Source organism: Mycobacterium sp. ITM-2016-00318 (genome assembly GCF_002968285.2).
GTDB lineage: Bacteria > Actinomycetota > Actinomycetes > Mycobacteriales > Mycobacteriaceae > Mycobacterium.
The window spans coordinates 2452562-2473576 of sequence record NZ_CP134400.1 but is presented as its reverse complement, the minus strand read 5'-3'; the positions used below and the strand labels follow the sequence as shown (position 1 = coordinate 2473576).

The 21015-nt window shown below is 65.5% G+C and carries 23 protein-coding genes and 3 pseudogenes; 7 read left to right on the top strand and 19 right to left on the bottom strand.

Annotated features, from left to right (window positions below; genetic code table 11):
• Positions 1 to 43: 43 nt before the first annotated feature.
• The gene (locus tag C6A82_RS12110; protein ID WP_311101802.1) at positions 44 to 1495 is read right to left on the bottom strand and encodes a hypothetical protein; all 1452 of its coding nucleotides are present in this window, start codon (positions 1493 to 1495) and stop codon (positions 44 to 46) included.
• Between the two features lie 233 nt (positions 1496 to 1728).
• Here C6A82_RS12110 and C6A82_RS12105 point away from each other — a divergent pair, with 233 nt between their 5' ends.
• Positions 1729 to 1884 carry a hypothetical protein gene (locus C6A82_RS12105; protein ID WP_199193873.1) on the top strand — a complete coding sequence of 52 codons (156 nt, stop codon included), beginning with the start codon at positions 1729 to 1731 and terminating at the stop codon, positions 1882 to 1884.
• Positions 1885 to 2060: 176 nt separating this feature from the next.
• Here C6A82_RS12105 and nusB read toward each other — a convergent pair whose 3' ends face one another.
• Genes nusB through C6A82_RS12090 form a run of 3 tightly spaced genes read right to left on the bottom strand, consistent with a single transcriptional unit; the run spans position 2061 to position 4207 of the window.
• Positions 2061 to 2543, bottom strand: coding sequence for a transcription antitermination factor NusB (gene nusB, locus C6A82_RS12100; protein WP_105347023.1), 483 nt, complete (start codon positions 2541 to 2543; stop codon positions 2061 to 2063).
• Positions 2540 to 3100 (bottom strand): elongation factor P, encoded by a 561-nt coding sequence (gene efp, locus C6A82_RS12095; RefSeq protein WP_105347024.1) that lies wholly within the window; start codon positions 3098 to 3100, stop codon positions 2540 to 2542. The genes nusB and efp overlap by 4 nt, the downstream gene beginning before the upstream one ends.
• A 21-nt stretch (positions 3101 to 3121) precedes the next feature.
• Positions 3122 to 4207 (bottom strand): Xaa-Pro peptidase family protein, encoded by a 1086-nt coding sequence (locus C6A82_RS12090; protein ID WP_105347025.1) that lies wholly within the window; start codon positions 4205 to 4207, stop codon positions 3122 to 3124.
• Positions 4208 to 4240: 33 nt separating this feature from the next.
• On the opposite strand from C6A82_RS12090, the gene C6A82_RS12085 reads away from it, so the two are divergent.
• Entirely contained in the window at positions 4241 to 4816 is a 576-nt protein-coding gene (locus C6A82_RS12085; RefSeq protein WP_105347026.1) for a B-4DMT family transporter, read from the top strand.
• A 3-nt stretch (positions 4817 to 4819) separates the two neighbouring features.
• On the opposite strand, the gene aroQ is transcribed toward C6A82_RS12085, so the two are convergent.
• The 4 genes and pseudogenes from aroQ to aroC all read right to left on the bottom strand — a co-directional run bounded on the left by aroQ (position 4820) and on the right by aroC (position 8205).
• Positions 4820 to 5251, bottom strand: a complete 432-nt coding sequence (aroQ, locus tag C6A82_RS12080) for a type II 3-dehydroquinate dehydratase (protein ID WP_105347027.1) — start codon at positions 5249 to 5251, stop codon at positions 4820 to 4822.
• The gene (gene aroB, locus C6A82_RS12075) at positions 5248 to 6336 is read right to left on the bottom strand and encodes a 3-dehydroquinate synthase (protein ID WP_199193874.1); all 1089 of its coding nucleotides are present in this window, start codon (positions 6334 to 6336) and stop codon (positions 5248 to 5250) included. The genes aroQ and aroB overlap by 4 nt, the downstream gene beginning before the upstream one ends.
• A gap of 142 nt (positions 6337 to 6478) precedes the next feature.
• Positions 6479 to 6997: pseudogene (locus C6A82_RS12070) on the bottom strand (shikimate kinase); the annotation flags it as partial.
• On the bottom strand, positions 6997 to 8205 hold the full coding sequence (aroC, locus tag C6A82_RS12065) for a chorismate synthase (RefSeq protein ID WP_105347038.1): 1209 nt from the start codon (positions 8203 to 8205) through the stop codon (positions 6997 to 6999). The pseudogene C6A82_RS12070 and the gene aroC, both read right to left, overlap by 1 nt.
• A 233-nt stretch (positions 8206 to 8438) precedes the next feature.
• Between aroC and C6A82_RS12060 the strand changes: the two genes are divergently transcribed.
• A complete protein-coding gene (locus C6A82_RS12060) occupies positions 8439 to 8729 on the top strand; it encodes a hypothetical protein (protein WP_142406007.1) in 291 nt (96 codons plus the stop codon).
• A pseudogene (locus C6A82_RS12055) lies at positions 8641 to 9408 on the top strand (DUF222 domain-containing protein); the annotation flags it as partial. The gene C6A82_RS12060 and the pseudogene C6A82_RS12055, both read left to right, overlap by 89 nt.
• Positions 9409 to 9603: 195 nt before the next feature.
• Here C6A82_RS12055 and C6A82_RS12050 read toward each other — a convergent pair.
• Positions 9604 to 10539: a class I SAM-dependent methyltransferase gene (locus C6A82_RS12050; protein ID WP_105347030.1), complete on the bottom strand. Its 936-nt coding sequence runs from the start codon at positions 10537 to 10539 to the stop codon at positions 9604 to 9606.
• Between the two features lie 186 nt (positions 10540 to 10725).
• Between C6A82_RS12050 and C6A82_RS26965 the strand changes: the two are divergent.
• Positions 10726 to 10866: pseudogene (locus C6A82_RS26965) on the top strand (hypothetical protein); the annotation flags it as partial.
• A 29-nt stretch (positions 10867 to 10895) separates the two neighbouring features.
• Here C6A82_RS26965 and C6A82_RS12045 read toward each other — a convergent pair.
• The 6 genes from C6A82_RS12045 to C6A82_RS12020 form a co-directional block, all read right to left on the bottom strand.
• Positions 10896 to 11321: an A24 family peptidase gene (locus C6A82_RS12045; protein WP_105347032.1), complete on the bottom strand. Its 426-nt coding sequence runs from the start codon at positions 11319 to 11321 to the stop codon at positions 10896 to 10898.
• A gap of 9 nt (positions 11322 to 11330) precedes the next feature.
• Complete coding sequence (locus C6A82_RS12040; RefSeq protein ID WP_105347033.1) at positions 11331 to 12149, bottom strand: shikimate dehydrogenase; 819 nt, start codon at positions 12147 to 12149, stop codon at positions 11331 to 11333.
• On the bottom strand, positions 12127 to 13377 hold the full coding sequence (gene mltG / locus C6A82_RS12035) for an endolytic transglycosylase MltG (RefSeq protein WP_311101801.1): 1251 nt from the start codon (positions 13375 to 13377) through the stop codon (positions 12127 to 12129). Before mltG ends, C6A82_RS12040 begins: the two co-directional genes overlap by 23 nt.
• Entirely contained in the window at positions 13370 to 13867 is a 498-nt protein-coding gene (gene ruvX / locus C6A82_RS12030) for a Holliday junction resolvase RuvX (protein WP_105346874.1), read from the bottom strand. Before ruvX ends, mltG begins: the two co-directional genes overlap by 8 nt.
• A 4-nt stretch (positions 13868 to 13871) precedes the next feature.
• The gene (gene alaS / locus C6A82_RS12025) at positions 13872 to 16562 is read right to left on the bottom strand and encodes an alanine--tRNA ligase (protein WP_105346872.1); all 2691 of its coding nucleotides are present in this window, start codon (positions 16560 to 16562) and stop codon (positions 13872 to 13874) included.
• Positions 16563 to 16641: 79 nt separating this feature from the next.
• A complete protein-coding gene (locus C6A82_RS12020) occupies positions 16642 to 17043 on the bottom strand; it encodes a secondary thiamine-phosphate synthase enzyme YjbQ (RefSeq protein WP_105346870.1) in 402 nt (133 codons plus the stop codon).
• A 223-nt stretch (positions 17044 to 17266) separates the two neighbouring features.
• Here C6A82_RS12020 and C6A82_RS12015 point away from each other — a divergent pair, with 223 nt between their 5' ends.
• Positions 17267 to 17890 carry an antibiotic biosynthesis monooxygenase gene (locus C6A82_RS12015; RefSeq protein WP_199193856.1) on the top strand — a complete coding sequence of 208 codons (624 nt, stop codon included), beginning with the start codon at positions 17267 to 17269 and terminating at the stop codon, positions 17888 to 17890.
• Between the two features lie 95 nt (positions 17891 to 17985).
• A complete protein-coding gene (locus tag C6A82_RS12010) occupies positions 17986 to 18297 on the top strand; it encodes a GlsB/YeaQ/YmgE family stress response membrane protein (protein WP_105346867.1) in 312 nt (103 codons plus the stop codon).
• Between the two features lie 86 nt (positions 18298 to 18383).
• Here C6A82_RS12010 and C6A82_RS12005 read toward each other — a convergent pair whose 3' ends face one another.
• The 4 genes from C6A82_RS12005 to C6A82_RS11990 all read right to left on the bottom strand — a co-directional run bounded on the left by C6A82_RS12005 (position 18384) and on the right by C6A82_RS11990 (position 21012).
• Positions 18384 to 18857, bottom strand: coding sequence for an SRPBCC family protein (locus C6A82_RS12005; RefSeq protein WP_105346865.1), 474 nt, complete (start codon positions 18855 to 18857; stop codon positions 18384 to 18386).
• A complete protein-coding gene (locus C6A82_RS12000) occupies positions 18854 to 19216 on the bottom strand; it encodes a helix-turn-helix transcriptional regulator (RefSeq protein WP_105346864.1) in 363 nt (120 codons plus the stop codon). Before C6A82_RS12000 ends, C6A82_RS12005 begins: the two co-directional genes overlap by 4 nt.
• Before the next feature lie 92 nt (positions 19217 to 19308).
• On the bottom strand, positions 19309 to 19551 hold the full coding sequence (locus C6A82_RS11995; RefSeq protein ID WP_105346862.1) for a hypothetical protein: 243 nt from the start codon (positions 19549 to 19551) through the stop codon (positions 19309 to 19311).
• A gap of 126 nt (positions 19552 to 19677) precedes the next feature.
• Complete coding sequence (locus C6A82_RS11990; RefSeq protein WP_105346860.1) at positions 19678 to 21012, bottom strand: replication-associated recombination protein A; 1335 nt, start codon at positions 21010 to 21012, stop codon at positions 19678 to 19680.
• Positions 21013 to 21015: the final 3 nt, after the last annotated feature.

Genomic DNA, 21015 nt, shown 5'->3' with positions numbered 1-21015 from the left:
GATGGGCCTCCCGGGGTGGTTGGGAGGCCCACCGGAGCTGGTGTTACTCCGCCGGTTTCGACGGCTCGTTGCTTTCGGCCTTGACGTCTTTCTTCTTGCCGACCCCGGTGACCGCCTTCACCACGTCGCGGACGCCCTGGCGGACGTCTTTGATCGTCTGGCGGACCTCCGTACGGACATCGTTCACGACTGCCCTCACGTTGCCGCCGACCTTCGGTCGGTTGTCCAGCTTCGTCACCGGATTGCCGTTGTTCGGATCCGCACTCTTGGTCACGCCGATGTTGGTGACCTCGTCGAAGTTTCCCCGCGGCAGCGAAAGCTGCACAACATTGCCTGTACTACCCTCCGATGCAACGTTTCCAGACGCCGTGACCTGCTTCTGCGTGAGCGTCGTCGAGGGCTGCGGCCCGATCCGGCCGGCGATGGATGAGACGGCGGCGTATGCCTTGGAGTATCCGTCGGCCAGCAAGTCGCCTGCAGGAGGAGGCAGGAATGTCGAACCGAGGTTCACCGGTATCGACGCCAATTCTGTTGGCACGGCGAGTACATGGCTCGCCAACAACCGGACTGCATCGAGCGGTCGACCTCGTTCGAGGTATGCGCCGACACGTCGCACGTCGTCGACGGCGAGGTTGCCCAACAGTTCGGGCAGGCGAAGAATCGTCCGGCCTGTGTTCCTCAGAACCTGTTGTGCTGTCTCTGCATTCGGTGGCCAGGTGTCTTCTGGCGCAGCAGCGGCGGCGACGCCCGCTGCCATATTTCCAGCCATCAAGTCGGGAATGAGTATTCCGACGATCAGGTTCTGCGCGCCCTGCAAGACCTCGTCGAAAGCGTTACTGATCAAACCCCAATCGGCGGGGTCACTCGAGGTCAGATCCCCACCGAACGGCGCCGGCAACGAATTGGCCAGGGCAGCGACGAATGGGCCCGCCAGACTGAACGGCTTCAGTAGATAACCGGCGGCGATCAGGCCAGCCGATTGCAAAGGGGTGAGGCCCAGATTGCCCCAGTAGTTGAGGAAGCTCACCGGAATGGTCGGGAGGAACAGCGGGTCGTCGGCGAGGTCCCTGATGACAAGCAATGTCGCATCGATGAAATCCTGCTGCGCAGGGTCGTACGGCGACGCATTCACAATAAGCGGGTCGAGGAATGCCCTGATCGGCGATGCGTATACCGTGCCAATGGCCTCCGCGAGCACACCTACAGCCTCGCGAGTCGAAGCTGCATCGCCGAGCGCTTCGGGCAAGCCATCCAGAGCTTGTCCGACGCCCCATACCGCGTTACGAGGCGCGTTGATCGCGGCGTCCAGAAACCTCTCCAGATCCTCAACCAGTCCCGTCAACTGGACATCTGACATCTCGACAACACGTTGCGCTGCAGGCAGTGACGCAGCCTGAATCTCGGGCGGCGGCACAGTCACCGGAGATACTGCGATGACGCTGGCTCCGACGAGCGCAACACCGGTGGTTACTAGGGGGCGAATTCCCTGAAACATAGTGGACCCCTCCAATCGTTGGGAATTTCCGCAAATTGATCGTTGCGTGCCCTGAGGAAGGAGACGTAAGTAGCGCGCTACTTCAATTTCGCTGCGGCGCCGCACGCCGCGGCATGAGGCACGCTCCCAGGTCGCACGCTTAATGTGGGTGACGTGGCACAGCCGACTGTTCTGATCAGCGGCGCAGGCATCGCCGGACCGTTAATGACGCATTTCAGCGATACCAGTCGAGATTGCGGACCTATGTGGACAAATGCCAGGACATTCCCAACCGCGTCGACCGGTACGCACCCAACTCGCCTTTCGACATCGCCGCGAACATCGCGTTGATGAAGTGGATGCAGCGCTGGCCGTTTCGGCCGATTGCGTCGCGAATCTGGTTCAAGTAGCCGATTCCATCGCGCTGCCGGACTATTCGACAGCCTGAGCTACATGCCGCGCAGGTGGTCAAGCGCCACAACCGGATCCCGCAGGTGCACCTTGGCGACGTCCTCTAGGCCGTAGTAGGGCGCCCAGCCCTGTGGTGCGGCCACCGGACAAGACGAGAAGCGAGACCCGAATCGATCTACCCGGAACCCTCTGCTCCACCCTGAATCGCCGCGGCGGCGGCCCGAATCTGCGGCGTCACCAGCATCACTTGGCCCAACACTCCGTTGACGAAACCCGGCGAATCGTCGGTGGACAGATGCTTGGCCAGCTCGACGGCCTCGTCGACGGCGACCGGTTCGGGAACGTCGTCGGCGTGCAGTAGTTCCCAGACCGCAACCCGCAGAATTGCCCGATCCACGGCGGGCAGACGGTCCAACGTCCAGCCCTGAAGGTGCGACGAGATCAGATCGTCGATGTGCGCGGCGTGCTGCGTCACCCCTTGGGCGACGGTCACCGTGTACGGGTTCAGCGAAGACACATCGGATTGCCTCTGGGCCAACGCCTCTCGCGCTTCGGCGGCCTCCGCCGGCGTGATGCCACGGGCCTCGGCCTCAAACAGCAGATCGACGGCTCGCTTGCGGGCCTGGTGTCGACCCCGGTCCGGCTTGGGTCTGGTCAATTCACTCGACCCAGGTAGCTGCCATCGCGAGAATCGATCTTCAGCTTGTCGCCGGTGTTGATGAACAGCGGAACCTGGATCTCTGCACCGGTTTCCACCGTCGCGGGCTTGGTGCCCGCGCTGGACCGGTCGCCCTGCAGACCGGGCTCGGTGTGCTTGACCTTCATTTCGACGGTCACTGGAAGTTCGATGTAGAGCGCCGTGCCATTGTGGAAGGCCACCTGCACAGGGAGGCTCTCGAGCAGAAACCGCGCGTCGTCGCCGACCAGTGACTCCGGCAGGTGGTGCTGCTCGTAGTCCTGGCTGTCCATGAACACGTAGTCTGAGCCGTCCTTGTACAGATAGGTGGTGTCGCGACGGTCCACCGTGGCGGTCTCCACCTTGACCCCGGCGTTGAACGTCTTGTCGACGACCTTGCCCGACAGCACGTTCTTCAGCTTGGTGCGCACGAATGCGGGCCCCTTGCCCGGCTTGACGTGTTGGAATTCGACGATGGACCACAGCTGTCCATCGATGTTCAGGACAAGTCCGTTCTTGAAGTCGGCGGTCGATGCCACGGCGGTACTACTCCTAGTCTCTCAACGAAGAATGGCCAATTCCTTGGGGAACTGGGTAAGCAGGTCGGGCGTCGTCTCGCACACCACCAGCGTGTCCTCGATGCGGACACCGCCGCGATCGGGCAGGTAGACACCGGGCTCAACAGTCACCGCAGAGCCAGCAAGCAGTGTACCGGCGGCACCCGCGTGGATACCCGGCGCTTCGTGGATCTCCAGCCCGACGCCGTGCCCGAGGCCGTGGGAGAAGTTCTCGGCGCATCCCGCATCGGCGATCACCCGCCTCGACGCCGCGTCCACCTCGCGCAGCGCGACTCCTGGTCGGACCGCCTCCCGGCCGGCCCGTTGCGAGGCGGCGACGAGCTCGTAGAGGTCGAGTTGCCACTGTGCGGCAGGCGCCAGCACAAAGGTGCGCGTCATGTCCGAGTGATAACCGCACACCAGCGCGCCGAAGTCGATCTTGACGAAGTGGCCGGCCGCCAGCACGGCGTCGGTGGGCCGATGGTGCGGGATCGCCGAGTTGGCACCGGCCGCCACGATGGTCTCGAAGGACGGTCCGTCCGCACCGTGATCCCGCATCAGTGACTCCAGTTCGCGGCCGACCTCACGCTCGGTGCGACCGGGCCGCAGACCGTCGCGTTCGACCAGGTCAGCCAAGGCGGCATCGGCTGCCTCGCAGGCCAGCCGCAGCAGCGCGACCTCTCCGGCGTCCTTGACTTCCCGCAGCGCTTCGACCGTGCCCGCAGCCCGAACCAGCTCGGCCTTGCCGGCCGCTACCGCCAGCCTGTCGAACCCTTCGACCGTCACCACGTGGCTCTCGAAACCGAGCCGACGCACACCGAGAGAGGCGGCCCGGGCTGCCAGAAACGGTCCGCAGGATCGTTCGACGACGATTTCGGCGTCTGGAACCTGCTGGGCCGCCTGGGTGCGGTAGCGCCCGTCGGTCGCCAGCACCGGTGTGTCGTCGTCCGCGCGAATCAGCAGCGCCGCGTTCGATCCGGTGAAACCGGACAAATAACGCACGTTGACCAGGCGCGTTACCAATATCGCGTCGAGCCCCTCGGACTGCAACCGGTGCCGAAGTCGGTCCCGGCGCTGCGATATAGTCACAGGTCTTGACGCTACTCGCTAAGGTGATGCCCCATGAGTAAGTGGTTGCTGCGCGGACTGGTGTTCGCGGCCCTGATGGTCTTCATCCGATTGGTGCAGGGCACTGCGATCAATATCTGGGAAACCAAGGCAACTCTGATCAGCATCACCCTCGTCGTTCTCTTCGCCATCTTGGTGTTCATTTGGGGCATCCTGGACGGGCGTTCAGATGCGCGCGCGAATCCCGATCCCGACCGCCGCGCCGACCTGGCGATGACGTGGCTGCTGGCAGGACTGTTTGCAGGACTCGTCAGCGGCGCGCTCGCCTGGCTGATCTCGATGTTCTACAAGGACCTCTATGCCGGTGGGCTGCTCAACGAACTCACCACCTTCGCGGCGTTCACCGCGCTGCTGACCTTCCTCGCCGCAATCGCAGGCGTCGCGCTCGGGCACTGGGTCATCGACCGCCACGCCGACGACACACCGCGCCAGCACCATGGTCTCGCCGCGGGCGACGACGACCGCGCGGGCGACGACGACCGCGCGGACACCGACGTGTTCGCCGCCGTCCGCCACCCGGATGCCCGGGCCGACGAGACGCCGACCGAGCGCCGTCAGGAACAGACTTAAGCGTTAGTCCTGCGTCGCGAGATAGCGCAACGCCAGCAGATAACCCTGCATACCGAGCCCGACGATCACGCCGGTGGCAATCGCACTCAGGTACGAGTGGTGCCGGAACTCTTCGCGAGCGTGCACATTCGAGATGTGCACCTCGATCAACGGCGCGCGCAGCTCGGCGCAGGCGTCGCGCAGCGCGATCGATGTGTGCGTCAACGCACCCGCGTTGAGGATCACCGGTTCGGCCGCGTCGGCCGCGCGGTGAATCCAATCGAGCAGCTCCGCTTCACTGTCGGATTGGCGCACAACGACTTTCAGGTCGAGCTCGGTGGCTTCGCGTTCGATCATCGCGACGAGGTCGTCGTGTGTGGTGCTGCCGTAGACCTGGGTCTCGCGGCGCCCGAGCCGACCCAGGTTGGGGCCATTGATGACGTTCACCGTCGTCATTGTTGCGCTACCTCCGCATAAGCAGCCGCCAGCAGCGACGGGTCCGGACCCTCCAGCCGACCCGGCTTCGCCAGCCCGTCGAGAACGACGAAACGCAGCACACCGGAACGCGACTTCTTGTCGCCTGCCATGTACTCGAGCAACTGCGGCAACGCGTCGGCGTCGTAGCCGACCGGCAGGCCAAGCGAGGTGAGGATCGCGCGGTGGCGGTCGGCGGTTCCGTCGTCGAGTCTTCCCGCCAGTCGGCCCAATTCGGCGGCGAACACCAGGCCCACAGATACCGCCGCGCCGTGGCGCCAACGGTAGCGTTCGCGTCGCTCGATCGCGTGGGCCAGGGTGTGCCCGTAGTTGAGGATCTCGCGCAGTTGCGATTCCTTCTCATCCGCCGCGACGACTTCGGCCTTCACCACAATGGCTCGCCGAATCAACTCGGGCAGTACCTGCCCTGTCGGGTCGAGCGCGCCCTCGGGGTCGGCCTCGATGAGATCGAGGATGACCGGGTCGGCGATGAACCCGGCCTTCACGATCTCGGCCATCCCGGCAACGATCTCGTTGCGCGGCAGCGTTTCCAGCGTCGCCAGGTCGACGAGGACGGCCGCGGGCTGGTGGAATGCGCCGACAAGGTTCTTGCCCGCATCGGTGTTGATGCCGGTTTTTCCGCCGACGGCGGCATCCACCATGGCGAGCAATGTCGTCGGCACATGCACGATGTCGATGCCACGCAGCCACGTGGCGGCGGCGAATCCCGCGACGTCGGTCGCCGCTCCCCCGCCAAGGCTGACGACGGCGTCCTTGCGGCCGAGGCCGATGCGGCCGAGCACTTCCCAGATGTAGCCGACGACGGGCAGATCCTTGCCGGCCTCGGCGTCGGGAATCTCGATGCGATGCGCGTCGACGCCCTTGTCGGACAGATGGTTACGGATCGCCTCTGCGGTCTGGGCCAGTACCGGCTGGTGCAGGATCGCGGCCTTGTGCCTGCCCTCGAGGAGCCCGCCCAGCTCCGTCATCAGGCCCGTGCCGATGATCACCGGATATGTCGGGTCGGTCCTCACCTCGACGGTGACGGGTGCGGTCAGATCAGTCATGGCGGGCCTCCGCGCGGCGGGCCAACTCGGCAGGGCTGGTAGGCGTGGTGGCCTCAGATGGGCTCGGCGTCAACGAGACCGGCGTGCGACGCCATGTCGGCCTGCGCCTGCGCCGCGGCTTGGGCTTCGGCTTTGACGGTGTGTCGGTTGAGGACTGGTTCTCCAGTTGCGACACGATATAGCGGACAACCGCACCGGGATTGCGCCGGTTGGTGTTGATTCGAAGCGTGGCAGCCCGCCGGTAGAGCGGAACCCGCTGCGACATCAACGCGCGGAATTTCTCTGCGCGGTCTCCGCCGGCGAGCAGCGGCCGCACCGTCGTACCGCCCGTTCGGCGGACCCCTTCCGAGGCGCTGATCTCGAGATAGATCACCATGTGCCCGGAAAGGGCCTCGCGCACACCGGAACTGGTGATCGCACCACCGCCCAGCGAAAGCACCCCGTCATGTGACCCCAGCGCTTCGCGGATCACTTCCTCCTCGATGCGGCGAAACTCCTTCTCGCCGTCGGTTGCGAAGATGTCGGGAATCGTGCGTCCTGTCGTCTGTTCTATCGCGGCGTCGGTGTCGAGCAACGCGACGCCGAGGGCTTTGGCCAGTCGACGGCCGATCGTGGACTTCCCCGATCCGGGCAACCCGATCAGCACGGCCCTGGGTGCCATCAGCCCGACGCCTGTGCCCGTTGAGCCGGTTCGCGTTCGGCTATCGACCGCAGGTAGGTGTCGATGTTGGCCCGCGTCTCGCCGATCGAGTCGCCGCCGAACTTCTCCAGCGCCGCACGGGCGAGCACAAGCGCGACCATGGTTTCGACGACCACTGCCGCTGCAGGAACCGCGCACACATCTGAGCGCTGGTGGATGGCGACCGCCTCGTCCCCGGTTGCCATGTCGACCGTGGCCAGTGCGCGCGGCACCGTCGAAATCGGCTTCATCGCGGCGCGCACCCGCAGCGGCTGACCGTTTGTCATCCCGCCTTCGAGCCCACCGGCCCGGTTCGTCGAGCGCATGACGCCGCCGGCTGCGGGATACATCTCGTCGTGGGCGACGCTGCCGCGGCGACGGGCGGTTTCGAAGCCGTCGCCGATCTCCACGCCCTTGATCGCCTGGATGCCCATCACCGCGCCGGCCAACTGGCTGTCGAGGCGGTTGTCACCGCTGGTGAACGATCCGAGCCCAATCGGAAGGCCGTTCGCGACGACCTCGACAACCCCGCCGAGCGTGTCGCCGTCGGCCTTGGCGGCCTCGATCTCGGCGATCATCCTGGCTTCAGCCTCCTTGTCGAACGCGCGTACCGGGCTGGCGTCGATGGCGGCCAGATCGGAAGCTTGCGGCGGTGGGCCGTCGTACGGCGCCGACTCGCCGATGGAGATGACATGCGAAACCACCTCGACGCCGAGCGCCTGGCGCAGGAAGGCCCGGGCCAGCGTGCCTGCGGCGACGCGGGCGGCCGTTTCGCGCGCGCTCGCTCGTTCCAGGACCGGCCGGGCGTCGTCGAAGCCGTACTTGAGCATGCCGGCGTAATCGGCGTGGCCGGGTCGCGGCCGGGTCAGCGGCTCGTTGCGGGCCATGTTCTCGAGTTCGGCGGGGTCGACGGGATCGGCGGCCATGACCGTCTCCCATTTGGGCCATTCGGTGTTGCCGATCTCGATGGCGACCGGGCCGCCGAGTGTGATGCCGTGCCGGACGCCTGCGAGCATGGTGACCTGGTCCTGCTCGAATTTCATTCGCGCGCCGCGACCGTAGCCCAGCCTGCGGCGGGCGAGCTGACCGGCGATCTCGCCGGATGTCACCTCGACGCCCGCGACCATGCCCTCGACCACGGCCACAAGCGCGCGGCCGTGGGATTCGCCAGCAGTGGTCCATCGCAACACGCGTCCCATCTTCCCACGTCGCACTTTGCGTGTGAAAATCCGCGATTTGAAACCGGGCAGCCGATGATCGATCGGCTCGCCGAAACCGCCCGGGCCGCAGTTATCCACAGTGGCGGTTTCATCCACAGGCGCGGGTGCAGCCGGTGATTGTGAGGCTTGCGCGTCGCCTGAGCTACGTAAATTCAACAGCATGTTCGATCATCTGTTGCTCCGATATAGCCGACCTGGCTTCGTTGACTGACGCGGAGTTGGTTGATGCTGCCGGCGGGTGGGCGCGCGCGGAGAACGCCGCGGGGGCACAGAAGCTGGCGGTGATGGCCGAGATCTTCGACCGCCGCACCCGCCTGGACACCGCAGAGCGCGAACTGTGGTGGATCGACCCCGACGCCGCGGTGGCCTGCGAACTGGCCGCCGCGCTCAACGTCAGCACCAGGCATGGCGCTCCACCAGACCCACCGCGGCCTCGCGCTACGCGACCGGCTGCCCCAAGTGGCGGCGCTGTTCGCCGCCGGGGTGATCAGTGACCTGCTGGTGCGCACCATCATCTCGCGCACCTACCTGATCGATGACCACGACGCGCTCACCGCCGTGGACGCCGGGCTCGCCGACCGGGTCACCCGCTGGGGAGCGTTGGCGGTGAAGAAAATCGAAGACGCCATCGACGCCCTGATCGACGAACACGACCCGGGTGCGCTGCGCCGCGCCACGCAGGCGGCGATGAATGAGACAGTCGAGTTCGGCTCCCCGAACGACGTCCCCGGCACGACGACGATCTGGGCGCGGCTCAACTCTGCGGACGCCGCGCTGATGGAGCACACCGTCGAGGTGGTCGCGCGCAGCGTGTGTGACGCCGACCCGCGCGGCCACTACCAACGCCGCGCCCACGCGCTGGCCCCGTCGGCCAACCACACCGCCTTCCAGTGCCAGTGCACCGACCCCGACTGCCCCGGCGGCACCACCGGAGAAGCGCCGACAAATAACGCCGTCGTCTACGCCATCGTCGACGACAAGGCCGTCGACGAATCCACCACAGCCCAAACCGATGCAGCCGCCAATGCCGATCGCCAGGCCGCTGCACAGCCGACGACTACGCGGTCCAAGCCGGGGTATGTGTTCGGCGCCGGGATCATGCCGACCGCGCTCCTGGGCGCCATCCTGGCGCGGGCCAACATCCGCGAGGTCGGCCACCCCGGCAGCGACTCGGCAGCCGAACCGCGCTACACGCCCTCGCGCGCGCTGGCCGAGTTCGTGCGCTGCCGCGACCTGACGTGTCGGTTCCCGGGCTGCGACAAACCCGCCCAGGTCTGCGACCTCGACCACACCGTGGCCTACCCGATAGGGCCCACCCATCCGTCGAACCTCAAGTGCTTGTGCCGCTTTCACGATCGGTGGAACCACTCAAGTGGATGCCGAAATTGCGTTGGTGTCCAAAGGCTTCCGCGCCGACACGATCACATAGTCCGCAAAGCCGGTCGTTCGTCCCCACAGCGCCACGCCCCGGCACTGGGCGCGATCGTCTTCAGTCACTTCCACGACCACTTCATCCATCCTTTTCTTTCCATGAACGCGCTGCGAAATGTACTTGGCCATCGCGGGGTACACATCCTCGCGGATCGATTCCACGAGGACATCGCCAAATCCCGCGGCGGCTAGCCGCCGGGAGTATTCCTCCCTGTCGTAGTGATTGGCTTCGGGGATGTGGCCGTACTTTCGGCCGAAAAAGGTTGTCAGGCCGGATTTCTTGCCTGGTTTTGGGAGCATGTCGGCGAGAGCAATGGTTCCCCCTGGCTTGAGGACGCGAAATGCTTCGCGCATGAATTGATCGCGCGTGTCAAAGTGGAATGCGCATTCCAGGGCCAGCACTTTTTCGAACGATGCGTCGGGAAACTCCATTGCGGTCGCGGAACCGAGTCGAATGTCGATTTGTTTCTCAAGCCCACGCTTGGCGACGCGTTCCCGGCCCTTATCGACGTGTACGGGTGTGATGTCGATGCCTGTGATGTGAGACAGCTTGAAGCGATCGAGTAGAACAAAGTCCTGCTCCGCGAAACCGACGCCGACGTCGAGGACTCCATCGCTTGGTTTCAGCCCGGCCCGCGTTCCTAGGAGTTCGACCATCGCGACACAAGCGTCGGGATAGGTGCGAGCGACTTTCCAGTAGCCGAGGTTGAGCCACAGCGGCTTGGAGTCATCGACGTACTCTTCATTCATGAGGTCAATGACGTCGTCGCCGATCATCGTGTAGTAAGCGGCCGCGTCTTTCTGTCGCATCAGGCCAAAGGCGCGGACAACCATCCAGAACGCCCAGTAAATATCTAAGGCGATTCGGCGCATTTGTTCCTTCGGGAAAGGCTGTGGTTCAGCGTAACGCGTTTCTGTCCGACGCGCGGGCTTCCGACGCGGCGGGGGCTGGCCTCGTAGACGATTCGTCGAGATTGCGCACGGGCGTAGCTCTTAGTGCTCGGCTCCACATGGATCGCCTTGTCGCCGAGGCAGCTCGTAGAATGCTCTTCAGACAGTCGGTGCCACCACCTACTGAAAACGTTCTGGAACGCACTCGGCGGCTGGCACGACCGACAACTACCCGACTCGACCATCATCTGGACCTCACCCACCGGGCACACCTATGTCACCTACCCCGGCAGCCTGCACCTGTTCCCGGCAAACCACAGCAACGTTCCCCCACCCTCCTAGAGGATCGCGAGCATCGCGGCGGCTACCGACGCCAAGCACATCGATGGCCCGTGCGGCACAGTGATTTTCGAGCGTGCAACGACGGCGACACACGCGATCGCCGCGGTGAACAGTGGTGCGGCAATTGCGGCAAGCACCCACACGTCGTATCCGAAAGCGCCCGTCAGTCCCCCGACACCCGCCGCGAGTTTCACATCGCCGGCACCCATCCCTGTGGGGGCGATCAGGTGCACGACGAGATACACGCCCGCGAGAGCCCCAGCGCCCACCAACGCCGGACCACCGCGGTCCATCGCCGTGGACACCAGAAGGATCACGATCGCTCCCGGCACCGTCAACCGATTGGGCAACCGCCGCTCGCGGATGTCATACAGGCTCAGCACCACGAGCCATGCCAGCACCGACACGCTCGCCGCCCCCATCCATCGAGGCTAACGGTCCTGAAGTGCCTCTCTCATCGCCTCTTTGGGCGCAGGCATCCCGGTGAATTGCTCCACTTGTGCATAGGCCTGATGCAGCAGCATCTGCAGACCGCTGATGACTCGACCCCCGTTGGCCTCGACGGCGGCGGCCAGCGGCGTCGGCCATGGGTCATAGATCGCGTCGAGCAGCACCGGCGTCGACGACAAGACGTCGGCGTAGCGTGCGGCCGCGTCGGCGGGGATCGTACTGACCACGACGGAGACCTCCGCGACCACAGGCCGCAGGTCCGCTCCGTCGATGTCGAGCCATGCCGCCTCGGCGCCCATGCGGGTCACCAGGTCCACCACGGGCGCTGCCTTCTCCCGGTTCCGCGCGACGACCGTGATGCGTTGCACGCCGAGTTCGACGAGGCCAACGACGACTGCGGGCGCGGTTCCACCCGAACCCACGACGATCGCGTGCCCCGCCACGTGACCGAGCGCACCCGCCAAGCCGTCGACGTCGGTGTTGTCGGCCCGCCACCCGAATGACGTTCGCAGCAGCGTGTTCGCCGCTCCCACCAGATCCGCGCGCGCGGTGCGCTCGTCGGCGAATTGCAATGCCGCGAACTTGTCCGGCATCGTCACCGAGACACCTACCCATTCGGGGCCGAAACCGCCGACCAATTCAGGCAATTGATCGGCCGTGCATTCGATGCGGTCATAGGTCCAGCCGTCGAGTCCCAACGCCCGATAGGCCGCCAGATGCAACTGCGGTGAGCGTGAATGCGCTATCGGAGAACCGAGAACCGCCGCCTTGCGGGCGTCACCGGGCGCTGTCGAGGACACCGTTGCGCTTCGCGAGTTCGATGTTCGCCAGGTGCTGTGGGTAATCCTTGGTGAAGAGCGTCGTGCCCTGCAGGTCGATGGTTACGAAGTAGAGCCAATCGCCTGCCGCGGGATGCTCGGCCGCAGCCAGCGCCTCCGCACTCGGCGAGCAGATGGGGCTGGCCGGAAGTCCCTCGCGCACATAGGTGTTCCACGGGGTCTCGCGTCCCCGATCGGCATCCGTGGTCGCGACCTCCTGGCGGTCCAGCGAGTAATTCACCGTCGAGTCGAACTCGAGCCTGCGGTGATCCGGTGCGACGAGACGGTTGTAGATGACCCGGGCGACCTTGTCGAAGTCCTGCGGCTTGGACTCCCTCTGCACCAGCGACGCCACCGTCAGGATCTGATACGGGGTCATGCTCAGCGACTTCGCCGTGTCGAGCAGTCCACCCTGCGCGTACTGATAGGCACTGGTACCGACAAGAGACGAGAGGATGTCGCGGGGCGACGCGGAGGGATCGACATCCCATGCCCCTGGCGCGATGAGACCTTCGAGCCTGCGGTGATCGTCGCCCATCGCCTGCACCGGCTTGGTCGCCCAGTCGGGTACCGACAGGTCCCCCAGCGACGCGGTGCTCGCCGCGTCGCGAAGGTCATCGGCCGACACACAGCGACGGTCCCCGTCGAGATCGACACACGTCGCATTGGAAATCAACGTGAAGATGCCCTCGGTGACATCGTTGGTCTTGACGTCCCGGATGTCGTCGAGCTGACGACCCTCGGGGATGACCAGCTTGCCCACTCTGTTCTGCGCATCCGCCAGCCGGGACACCGCGTCGGAACCCGAGATCTCGGTGCGCATCTTGTAGAAGCCCGGCTGGATGGCCTGGATCGCGGCATTGCCTTCCGCAGCACTGATGAAAACTTTCGACGTCGCAACCACGTCGTTGTCCTCGAGCGTCTGCCCGATCGCTGTGGTCGAGTCGCCGTCGTGCACCTGGATGACGACGTCGGACTTGCCTTCTCCGGAGAAGTCCGAGTCGCCCCCGAAAACGCTGTGCCACAGCCGCGAACCGAGGAAGACCGCGCCGACCACGATGAGGACGAATACGCAGAGCGTGGCGCTGCGGGCGAATCGGCGCCTGCGGCGGCGACGGGCTTCACGGATGCGTTCCGCACGGCTCAACCGTCGCCGCGGCGGCCCCACCGCAATGGGCTGCGGGCGCTCGCGTTCCCAGCCGTCAGGCATTGCCTACCTCGTTGAGTGTTGTTCGTCGCTGATCCAGCCAGCTCTGCAATATGCCGACGGCGGCGGCCTGGTCGATCATCGCCTTCTGTCCCCTTGCTCGGACACCGGCTTCCCGCAGCGAGCGTTGTGCGGTGACGGTGGTCAGCCGTTCGTCAGCCATCCGCACCGGCGTCGGAGCGACGCGTCGCGCCAGGTTCTCTGCGAGGGAGATGGCGTCCTCCGCTGACGGACCGGTTCGGTCGGAAAGAGTACGTGGCAGCCCGACGATCACTTCGACAGCCTCAAGTTCCGCCGCCAGCTGACCCAGTCGCCGCAGGTGGCGATCGGTTCTGTCACGGCGGACGGTCTCCACCGGGGTGGCCAGGATGCCGTCGGGATCGCTCACCGCGACGCCGATGCGAACACTTCCGACGTCGATACCCAGCCGGCGGCCTCTTCCGGGATCGTCGCCTCCGGGCCGATCCGGCAGACGGTGTTCTGGGTTCGGCACCTGGTCAGCTCCGGCCTATCTCTGCGCGTAAGGCGGCCAGCGCCGCATCGATACCTGCGGCTCCCCTGCCTGAGCCTTGGGCCATGTCCGCCTTGCCGCCGCCTCGGCCGTTCACCGCCGCGCCCAGCTCCTTGACCAATTCATTGGCCTTCAGACCCAGGTCCTGCGCCGCCGGGTTAACCGCGACCACGAACGGGACGGAGTCGTTCTCCCCCTCGGCGATCAACGCAATCACCGCGGGTTCGGAGCCGACCTTTCCACGGATGTCCCCGACGAGCTGGCGCAGATCGCCTGCCGACGTTCCACCAGCCATCCGCTGCGCCACGAGACGGACCTTACCGATCTGCTCGGCGCCGGCTGCCGCATTCACCGCTGCCGCCCGCGCGTTGGCGAGTCGCATCCGGTCGAGTTCCTTCTCGGCGGTCTTCAGCCGGTCCACCAGTTGGGCCACCCGGGCGGGCACCTCGTCCGACGGCACTTTGAGCGACGACGCCAGCCCCGCCATCAGCGCGCGTTCCTTCGCGAGGTGCCGGAACGAATCGAGCCCGACGTAGGCCTCCACGCGGCGCACGCCCGACCCGATCGACGACTCGCCGAGAATCGTCACGGGGCCGATCTGCGCCGAGTTGTGGACGTGCGTGCCGCCGCACAGTTCGAGTGAGAAGGGTCCGCCGATCTCCACCACCCGCACCTCTTCGGGATAGGCCTCGCCGAACAACGCCATGGCGCCCATCGCCTTGGCCTTCTCGAGTTCGGTGGTGAAGCTGTGCACCTCGTAGTCGGCTTCGACCGCCTCGTTGGTGACCTCTTCGATCTGCGTCCGCTGGTCCTCTGTCAGCGCGCCCTGCCAGTTGAAGTCGAAGCGCAGATAGCCGGGGCGGTTCAGCGAGCCGGCCTGAACGGCGTTGGGCCCGAGCACCTGTCGCAGCGCGGCGTGCACCATGTGGGTGCCGGAGTGGCCCTGCGTCGCACCGTGACGCCAGCGCGGGTCGACGGCCGCCACGACCGTGTCGCCCTCGACGAACTCGCCGGACTCCACGTTGATGCGATGCGCCCACAGCGTTTTGGCGATCTTCTGCACATCGGTGACCGCCGCCTTGGCGGTGCTGGACGAGCCGGTGCCGGTGACGCTGCCCTCGTCGGCGATCTGGCCGCCCGATTCGGCGTAGAACGGGGTGCGATCGAGAACCAGCTCGACCCGCTCGGCCTGCTGCCCGTCATGCGCGACGACCGGAACCCGCCTGCCGTCGACGAAGATGCCGAGAATCCTTGCCTCGGTAATTAATTCCTCGAAGCCGGTGAACTCCGTCGGACCGGAGTCGACGAGCTCGCGGTAGGCGGAGAGGTCGGTGTGCGCCTGCTTGCGGGCTGCGGCGTCAGCCTTCGCGCGCTGCCGCTGTTCGGCCATCAGGCCGCGAAAGCCCTCTTCGTCGACGCTGAGCCCGGATTCTGCGGCCATCTCGAGAGTCAGTTCAAGCGGGAAGCCGTACGTGTCGTGGAGGGTGAACGCGTCGGTTCCCGACAGCACGGAGGCACCCGACGCCTTCGTCGTGCGGGCCGCCTCGTCGAAGAGCCGCGAACCCGAGGCCAACGTGCGGTTGAACGCCGTCTCCTCGGCGACCGCGATCCGCTGTATCCGGTCGAAGTCGCTGACCAGATCCGGATAGGACGGGCCCATCGCGTCGCGCACGGTGATCATGATGTCGGCGACGATCGGCGCCTCGATGCCGAGCAGCTTCGCCGACCTGATCATTCGGCGCAGCAGCCGCCGCAGCACGTACCCGCGGCCGTCGTTTCCGGGGCTGACGCCGTCGGCGATGATGATCGCGGCGGTGCGACTGTGATCGGCGATGATCCGGTACCGGACGTCGTCGGAGTGGTTGCCCTCGCCGTAACCGCGCGGCGCGATGCCCGCCACCAGGTCGATCACCGATCGCAGCAGATCCGTCTCGTAAACGTTGTCGACGCCCTGCAGAAGGCACGCGACGCGCTCGACGCCCATCCCGGTGTCGATGTTCTTGCGGGGCAGCGGTCCGAGGATCTCGAAGTTCTCCTTCGATGTTCCTTCGCCGCGCTCGTTCTGCATGAACACGAGATTCCAGATCTCGATGTAGCGGTCCTCGTTGGCCTCAGGGCCGCCCTCGACGCCGTACTCCGGGCCGCGGTCGTAGTAGATCTCCGACGACGGACCGCAGGGGCCGGGGATACCCATCGACCAGTAGTTGTCGGCCATCCCGCGACGCTGAATTCGCTCGGCCGGGATGCCGGTGATCTCCCGCCACAGGTCCGCGGCCTCGTCGTCATCGAGATAAACGGTGGCCCAGAGCTTCTCGGGGTCGAAGCCGTAGCCGCCCTGATCGACGGGGTTGGTCAACAGCGTCCAGGCCAGCTCGATGGCGCCCTTCTTGAAGTAGTCGCCGAATGAGAAGTTGCCGGCCATCTGGAAGAACGTGTTGTGCCGTGTGGTGATGCCGACTTCGTCGATGTCGGGTGTGCGGATGCACTTCTGGATACTGGTCGCGCGGTTCCACGGCGCAGCGCGTTGACCGAGGAAATACGGCACGAACTGCACCATGCCGGCATTGACGAAAAGCAGATTGGGATCGTCGAGGATCACCGAGGCGCTGGGCACCTCGGTGTGGCCCGCGTTCACGAAGTGATCGAGGAATCGCTTCCTGATCTCGTGTGTCTGCACGTCCGCTGTCCCTCATGTTCCCGGCGATGGATCAATAACCGACCGCACTACAGTACCGGGGACATTTGTCGCGGATGAATCAGCCGTTTACGAAGCTCAGCCGCACGGACCGGCGCGGGTTGTCCCTATTCAAGTCGACCAGCACGATGCTCTGCCAGGTACCCAATAACGGCTGTCCGCCCTGTACAGGCACGGTGACCGACGGTGCGACCAAGGCGGGCAGGACGTGGTCTGCGCCGTGTCCCGGCGACCCGTGGGCGTGGCGGTATCGGTCGTCGCGAGGCAGCAGGTTCTCCAGCGTGTCGACGAGGTCGTCGTCGGAACCCGCGCCGGTCTCGATGATCGCCACGCCCGCGGTGGCGTGCGGGACGAAGACGTTGCACAGGCCGTCCTGGTGGCCGGCGCAGAAGGAGCGAACCTCGTCGGTGAGGTCAACGGTGCGCCGCTTCGCGGTGTCGACCTCAAGTACATCGGTGTCCATGTGATCGAGCCTACGAGCCGCGCCGTAGGCGACGTGAACAACACCTTGCCCTCGTCTGGACCCGACGTTGGGGTCGACGATGCTCATATCTCGGCGAGTCCGCCTCACACCAATTATGTGGGGCCACTTCTGCCAATCTCGTGAGAGCTTCTGTAGGCGGGTGGAAGCTAATGACGGTGGGTGGCGCCATCGGGGTGCCGCCCCAGAGAAGAGGGGGTGGGCCGTGTACGCGCGCTCTACCACTATCCAGGCACAACCCGCGTCGATCGATGACGGGATCGCATATGTCCGTGATGAAGTCATGTCGGCGCTGAAATCCATGGATGGCTACGTCGGTCTGTCCCTATTGGTCGACCGCGAGTCTGGTCAGTGCATCGCCACGAGCGCCTGGGAATCCGAGGACGCCCTGCGCAGGAGCACCGAGACCGCGGCACCGCTGCGAGAACAGGCCGCAAAGTTGTTCGGCGGCGGCGATGTCACAGTCGACCACTGGGAGATCGGAGCGATGCATCGTGACCACCGCTCGCGAGACGGCGCCTGTGTGCGCGCAACCTGGCTCAAGATGCCCCGCGATCAGGTCGCTCGGGCCACCGACTTCTACCGAACGTCCGTGCTGCCAGCGCTCGAGGATCTCGAAGGCTTCTGCAGCGCCAGCTTCTTGATCAACCGCGAGACCGGCAGGGGCGTGTCGTCGGCGACGTTCGACAGCGCGGAAGCGATGGAGCGCAATAGAGAACACGCACGGGAGCTTCGCAACACGCGAACCCGCGAACTGGGCGCAGACATACTCGACGTCGGGGAGTTCGAGCTGTGCCTCGCCCATCTTCGCTTACCAGAGGTGGCGTGAATTGACGCCGCGGCCGGCCGATTGACGCAGGCGTTTATTTCACGGGCGGCTCGGGTATCTCACTCGCACACCACTACCGCCCAAGAGGAGTAGAGATGACCATTACCGGTGTTATCACCGCAATTCTCATCGGCATTGTCGTCGGCGTGCTCGGCAGGTTGCTCGTTCCGGGCAGGCAGCCCATCGGCATGCTCGTGACAGTTCTCATCGGCATCGTCGGCGCCTTCCTCGGTACCGCGATCGCACGCATGCTCGGGATCCCCACCGTGACCAACGGGATCGACTGGCTGGAGCTTCTGGTCCAGGTCATCGTTGCCGCCCTCGGCGTGGCTCTGGTCTCGTCGATGATGGGACGCAGGCGCACCGGTGTGGTGGGAGGACGCAGGCGCTCGGGTCTGCTTCGCTGACCCAAGATGCGCTGAAGCGGAGCCCGGCGGCACCCCTGGCCGCCGGGCTCGCGCATGTTTCAGGCGTTGAAGGCGGGCGTATCTCGTCAAAGCGATTTCAGCAGTACATCGAGCTTCTCGTACCCCTCGGTCATACCGCCCTCCATGCCCGATGACAGCAGTGCGTCTCTCGCCTCGGTGTTGGGGCAGATCGACCGGCCGCGCAGTCGGCTGCGGCCGCTGCCGAGGTCCTCGAACCACATGAACTCGATGTTCACCATGTCCGGCGCACCCTCGAATTCGAAGGTCTGGATGATGACTTCGTTCTCCCGCACGGTATGGAACGTGCCGTTGAAGCCGAAGTCGCCACCCTCGGTGGAGTGGATGTAGCGATAGCCGCCATGGGTGGTGAAGTTCCACTCCTCGATCGTCATCTCGAGGCCGTGCGGCCCCAGCCACTGCTTCAACAGTTCGGGCTCCGCGTGTGCGCGAAAGAGCGCCTCCACCGGGGCGTCGAACTCCCGGGTGAACTCCATCGCCAGAGTGTCGACCGGGGCCCGCAGATTGAGTGCGTTCGTCATCGTTTCTTTCCCTTCTCGGTGGTGTCGGTCATGTGAGCCAGCAGGACGTCCAGCCGGCGGTAGCTGCGTTCGGCTTCGAGCCGATATCGGTCGATCCATGCGGTCAGCCCTTCGAGTGCGGCCGCGTCGAGATGGACGGGCCTGCGCTGTGCATCGCGGGTCCTGGTGACCAGACCCGCCTGCTCGAGCACCTGAATGTGTTTGGACACCGCCTGTTTGGTGATGTCGAACGGCTCGGCGAGTTCGTTGACCGTCGCCGGACCACGGGACAGGCGCGCGACCATGGCTCGCCGAACCGGGTCGGCCAACGCCATGAAGGCGCGATCCATTCGCGCGTCGGCATCCTCGCCACTCCCCATTATCAACCTAGTGTTTGATCAACAAGTTAGTTGATTACGACTGTAGGGTTGGGGACCTGAGGTGTCAAGAGCGGTTCTTCAGGGGCGGGTCTTTAACCGATCAGCCAACGGCAGACCACCGGGTTCTGGTTGCAGGCGGCGTTGATGTCCGGAAGCGCGCCCGAGCATGGAAGACCGTTCTCCTGCACACAACCCGGAGGCATCTCGGGGCACGGCGATCCGTCCGGTCGCACGCACGCCTGGTCCAGTGGTCCGGCGTTGGCAGCGGCGCCGGACGTGAATAGCATGCCCAAGGCAACACCGATCGCCGCGCAGAACAGTTGGCTGGACTTCATGAATCACTCCCTTTCGCAGACAGATTCTCGTGATACCGCTTAACTGTTTGCGGTGCTCAGCAAACTTCTCGAAAGTGCAGAGACTACTCGTAGGCGGCACGCCGTGGCCTGATTCGGCCAACAAAATCAGCGCTTGCGGCGGATGATCGCGCGCAACTTGTCCAGCCTGCCGGCGATCTCGCGTTCGGCACCGTGGCCCGTCGGCTGGTAGTAGTCGACACCGACCAGCTCATCGGGCGCATACTGTTGCGGCACAACGCCATCCGGATCATCGTGGCTGTACTTGTAGCCGACGGCGTTGCCGAGCGCCTCGGCCCCGGAGTAGTGCCCGTCGCGCAGGTGCGGGGGAACCAGCCCGGCCTTGCCCTGCCTGACATCGCTCATCGCCGCCCCGAGCGCCGTCGTCACCGCGTTCGACTTCGGCGCCGTCGCAAGGTGCACTGTGGCGTGCGCCAGGGTGAGCTGCGCCTCGGGCATACCGATCAGCTGCACCGTCTGCGCGGCCGCCACCGCGGTCTGCAGCGCGGTCGGGTCCGCCATCCCGATGTCCTCGCTGGCGAGGATCATCAACCGGCGCGCGACGAATCGCGGGTCCTCCCCCGCGACGAGCATGCGCGCCAGGTAGTGCAACGCGGCATCGACGTCGGATCCGCGGACGGATTTGATGAAGGCGCTGACGACGTCATAGTGCTGATCGCCGTCTCGGTCGTAGCGGACCGCGGCCTTGTCCAATGACTGCTCGACCGTCTCGACGGTGACCGTCTGCCCCGCCTCCGCCGCCACCTCCAACGCGGTCAGCGCCCGCCTGGCATCCCCCGCCGCGAGCTGGACCAGCAGTTCGACGGCATCGTCATCGACCTCGACCTTCCCGGCCAACCCGCGTGGATCCTGGATCGCGCGCGTGACCACCGTGCGGACACCCTCGGCGGTGAGCGGCTGCAGCTGCAGGATCAGCGACCGTGACAGCAGCGGAGCGACGACCGAGAACGACGGATTCTCCGTGGTGGCCGCCACCAACAACACCACCCGGTTCTCGACGGCGCTGAGCAGCGCGTCCTGCTGGGTCTTCGAGAAGCGGTGCACCTCGTCGATGAACAGCACGGTCTGTTCGCCGTATGCGGCGGCCCGTCGAGCGACATCGATCACCGCCCGAACTTCCTTGACCCCCGCCGAGAGCGCCGACAGCGCCTCGAACCGGCGGCCGGTCGCCTGCGAGATCAGCGACGCCAGCGTCGTCTTACCCGTGCCCGGCGGACCGTAGAGGATGACCGACGCCGCCCCTGAGCCTTCGACCAGTCGGCGCATCGGTGAATTCGGGGCAAGCAGGTGGTCCTGGCCGACGACTTCGTCGAGAGACACCGGCCGCATCCGCACCGCCAACGGGCTCGATGCACCGACCGGCCCTGTTGCGCCTCCCGTCGAGGTCGGCTCGCCGGGGACGTCGAACAGACCGTCAGACACGCT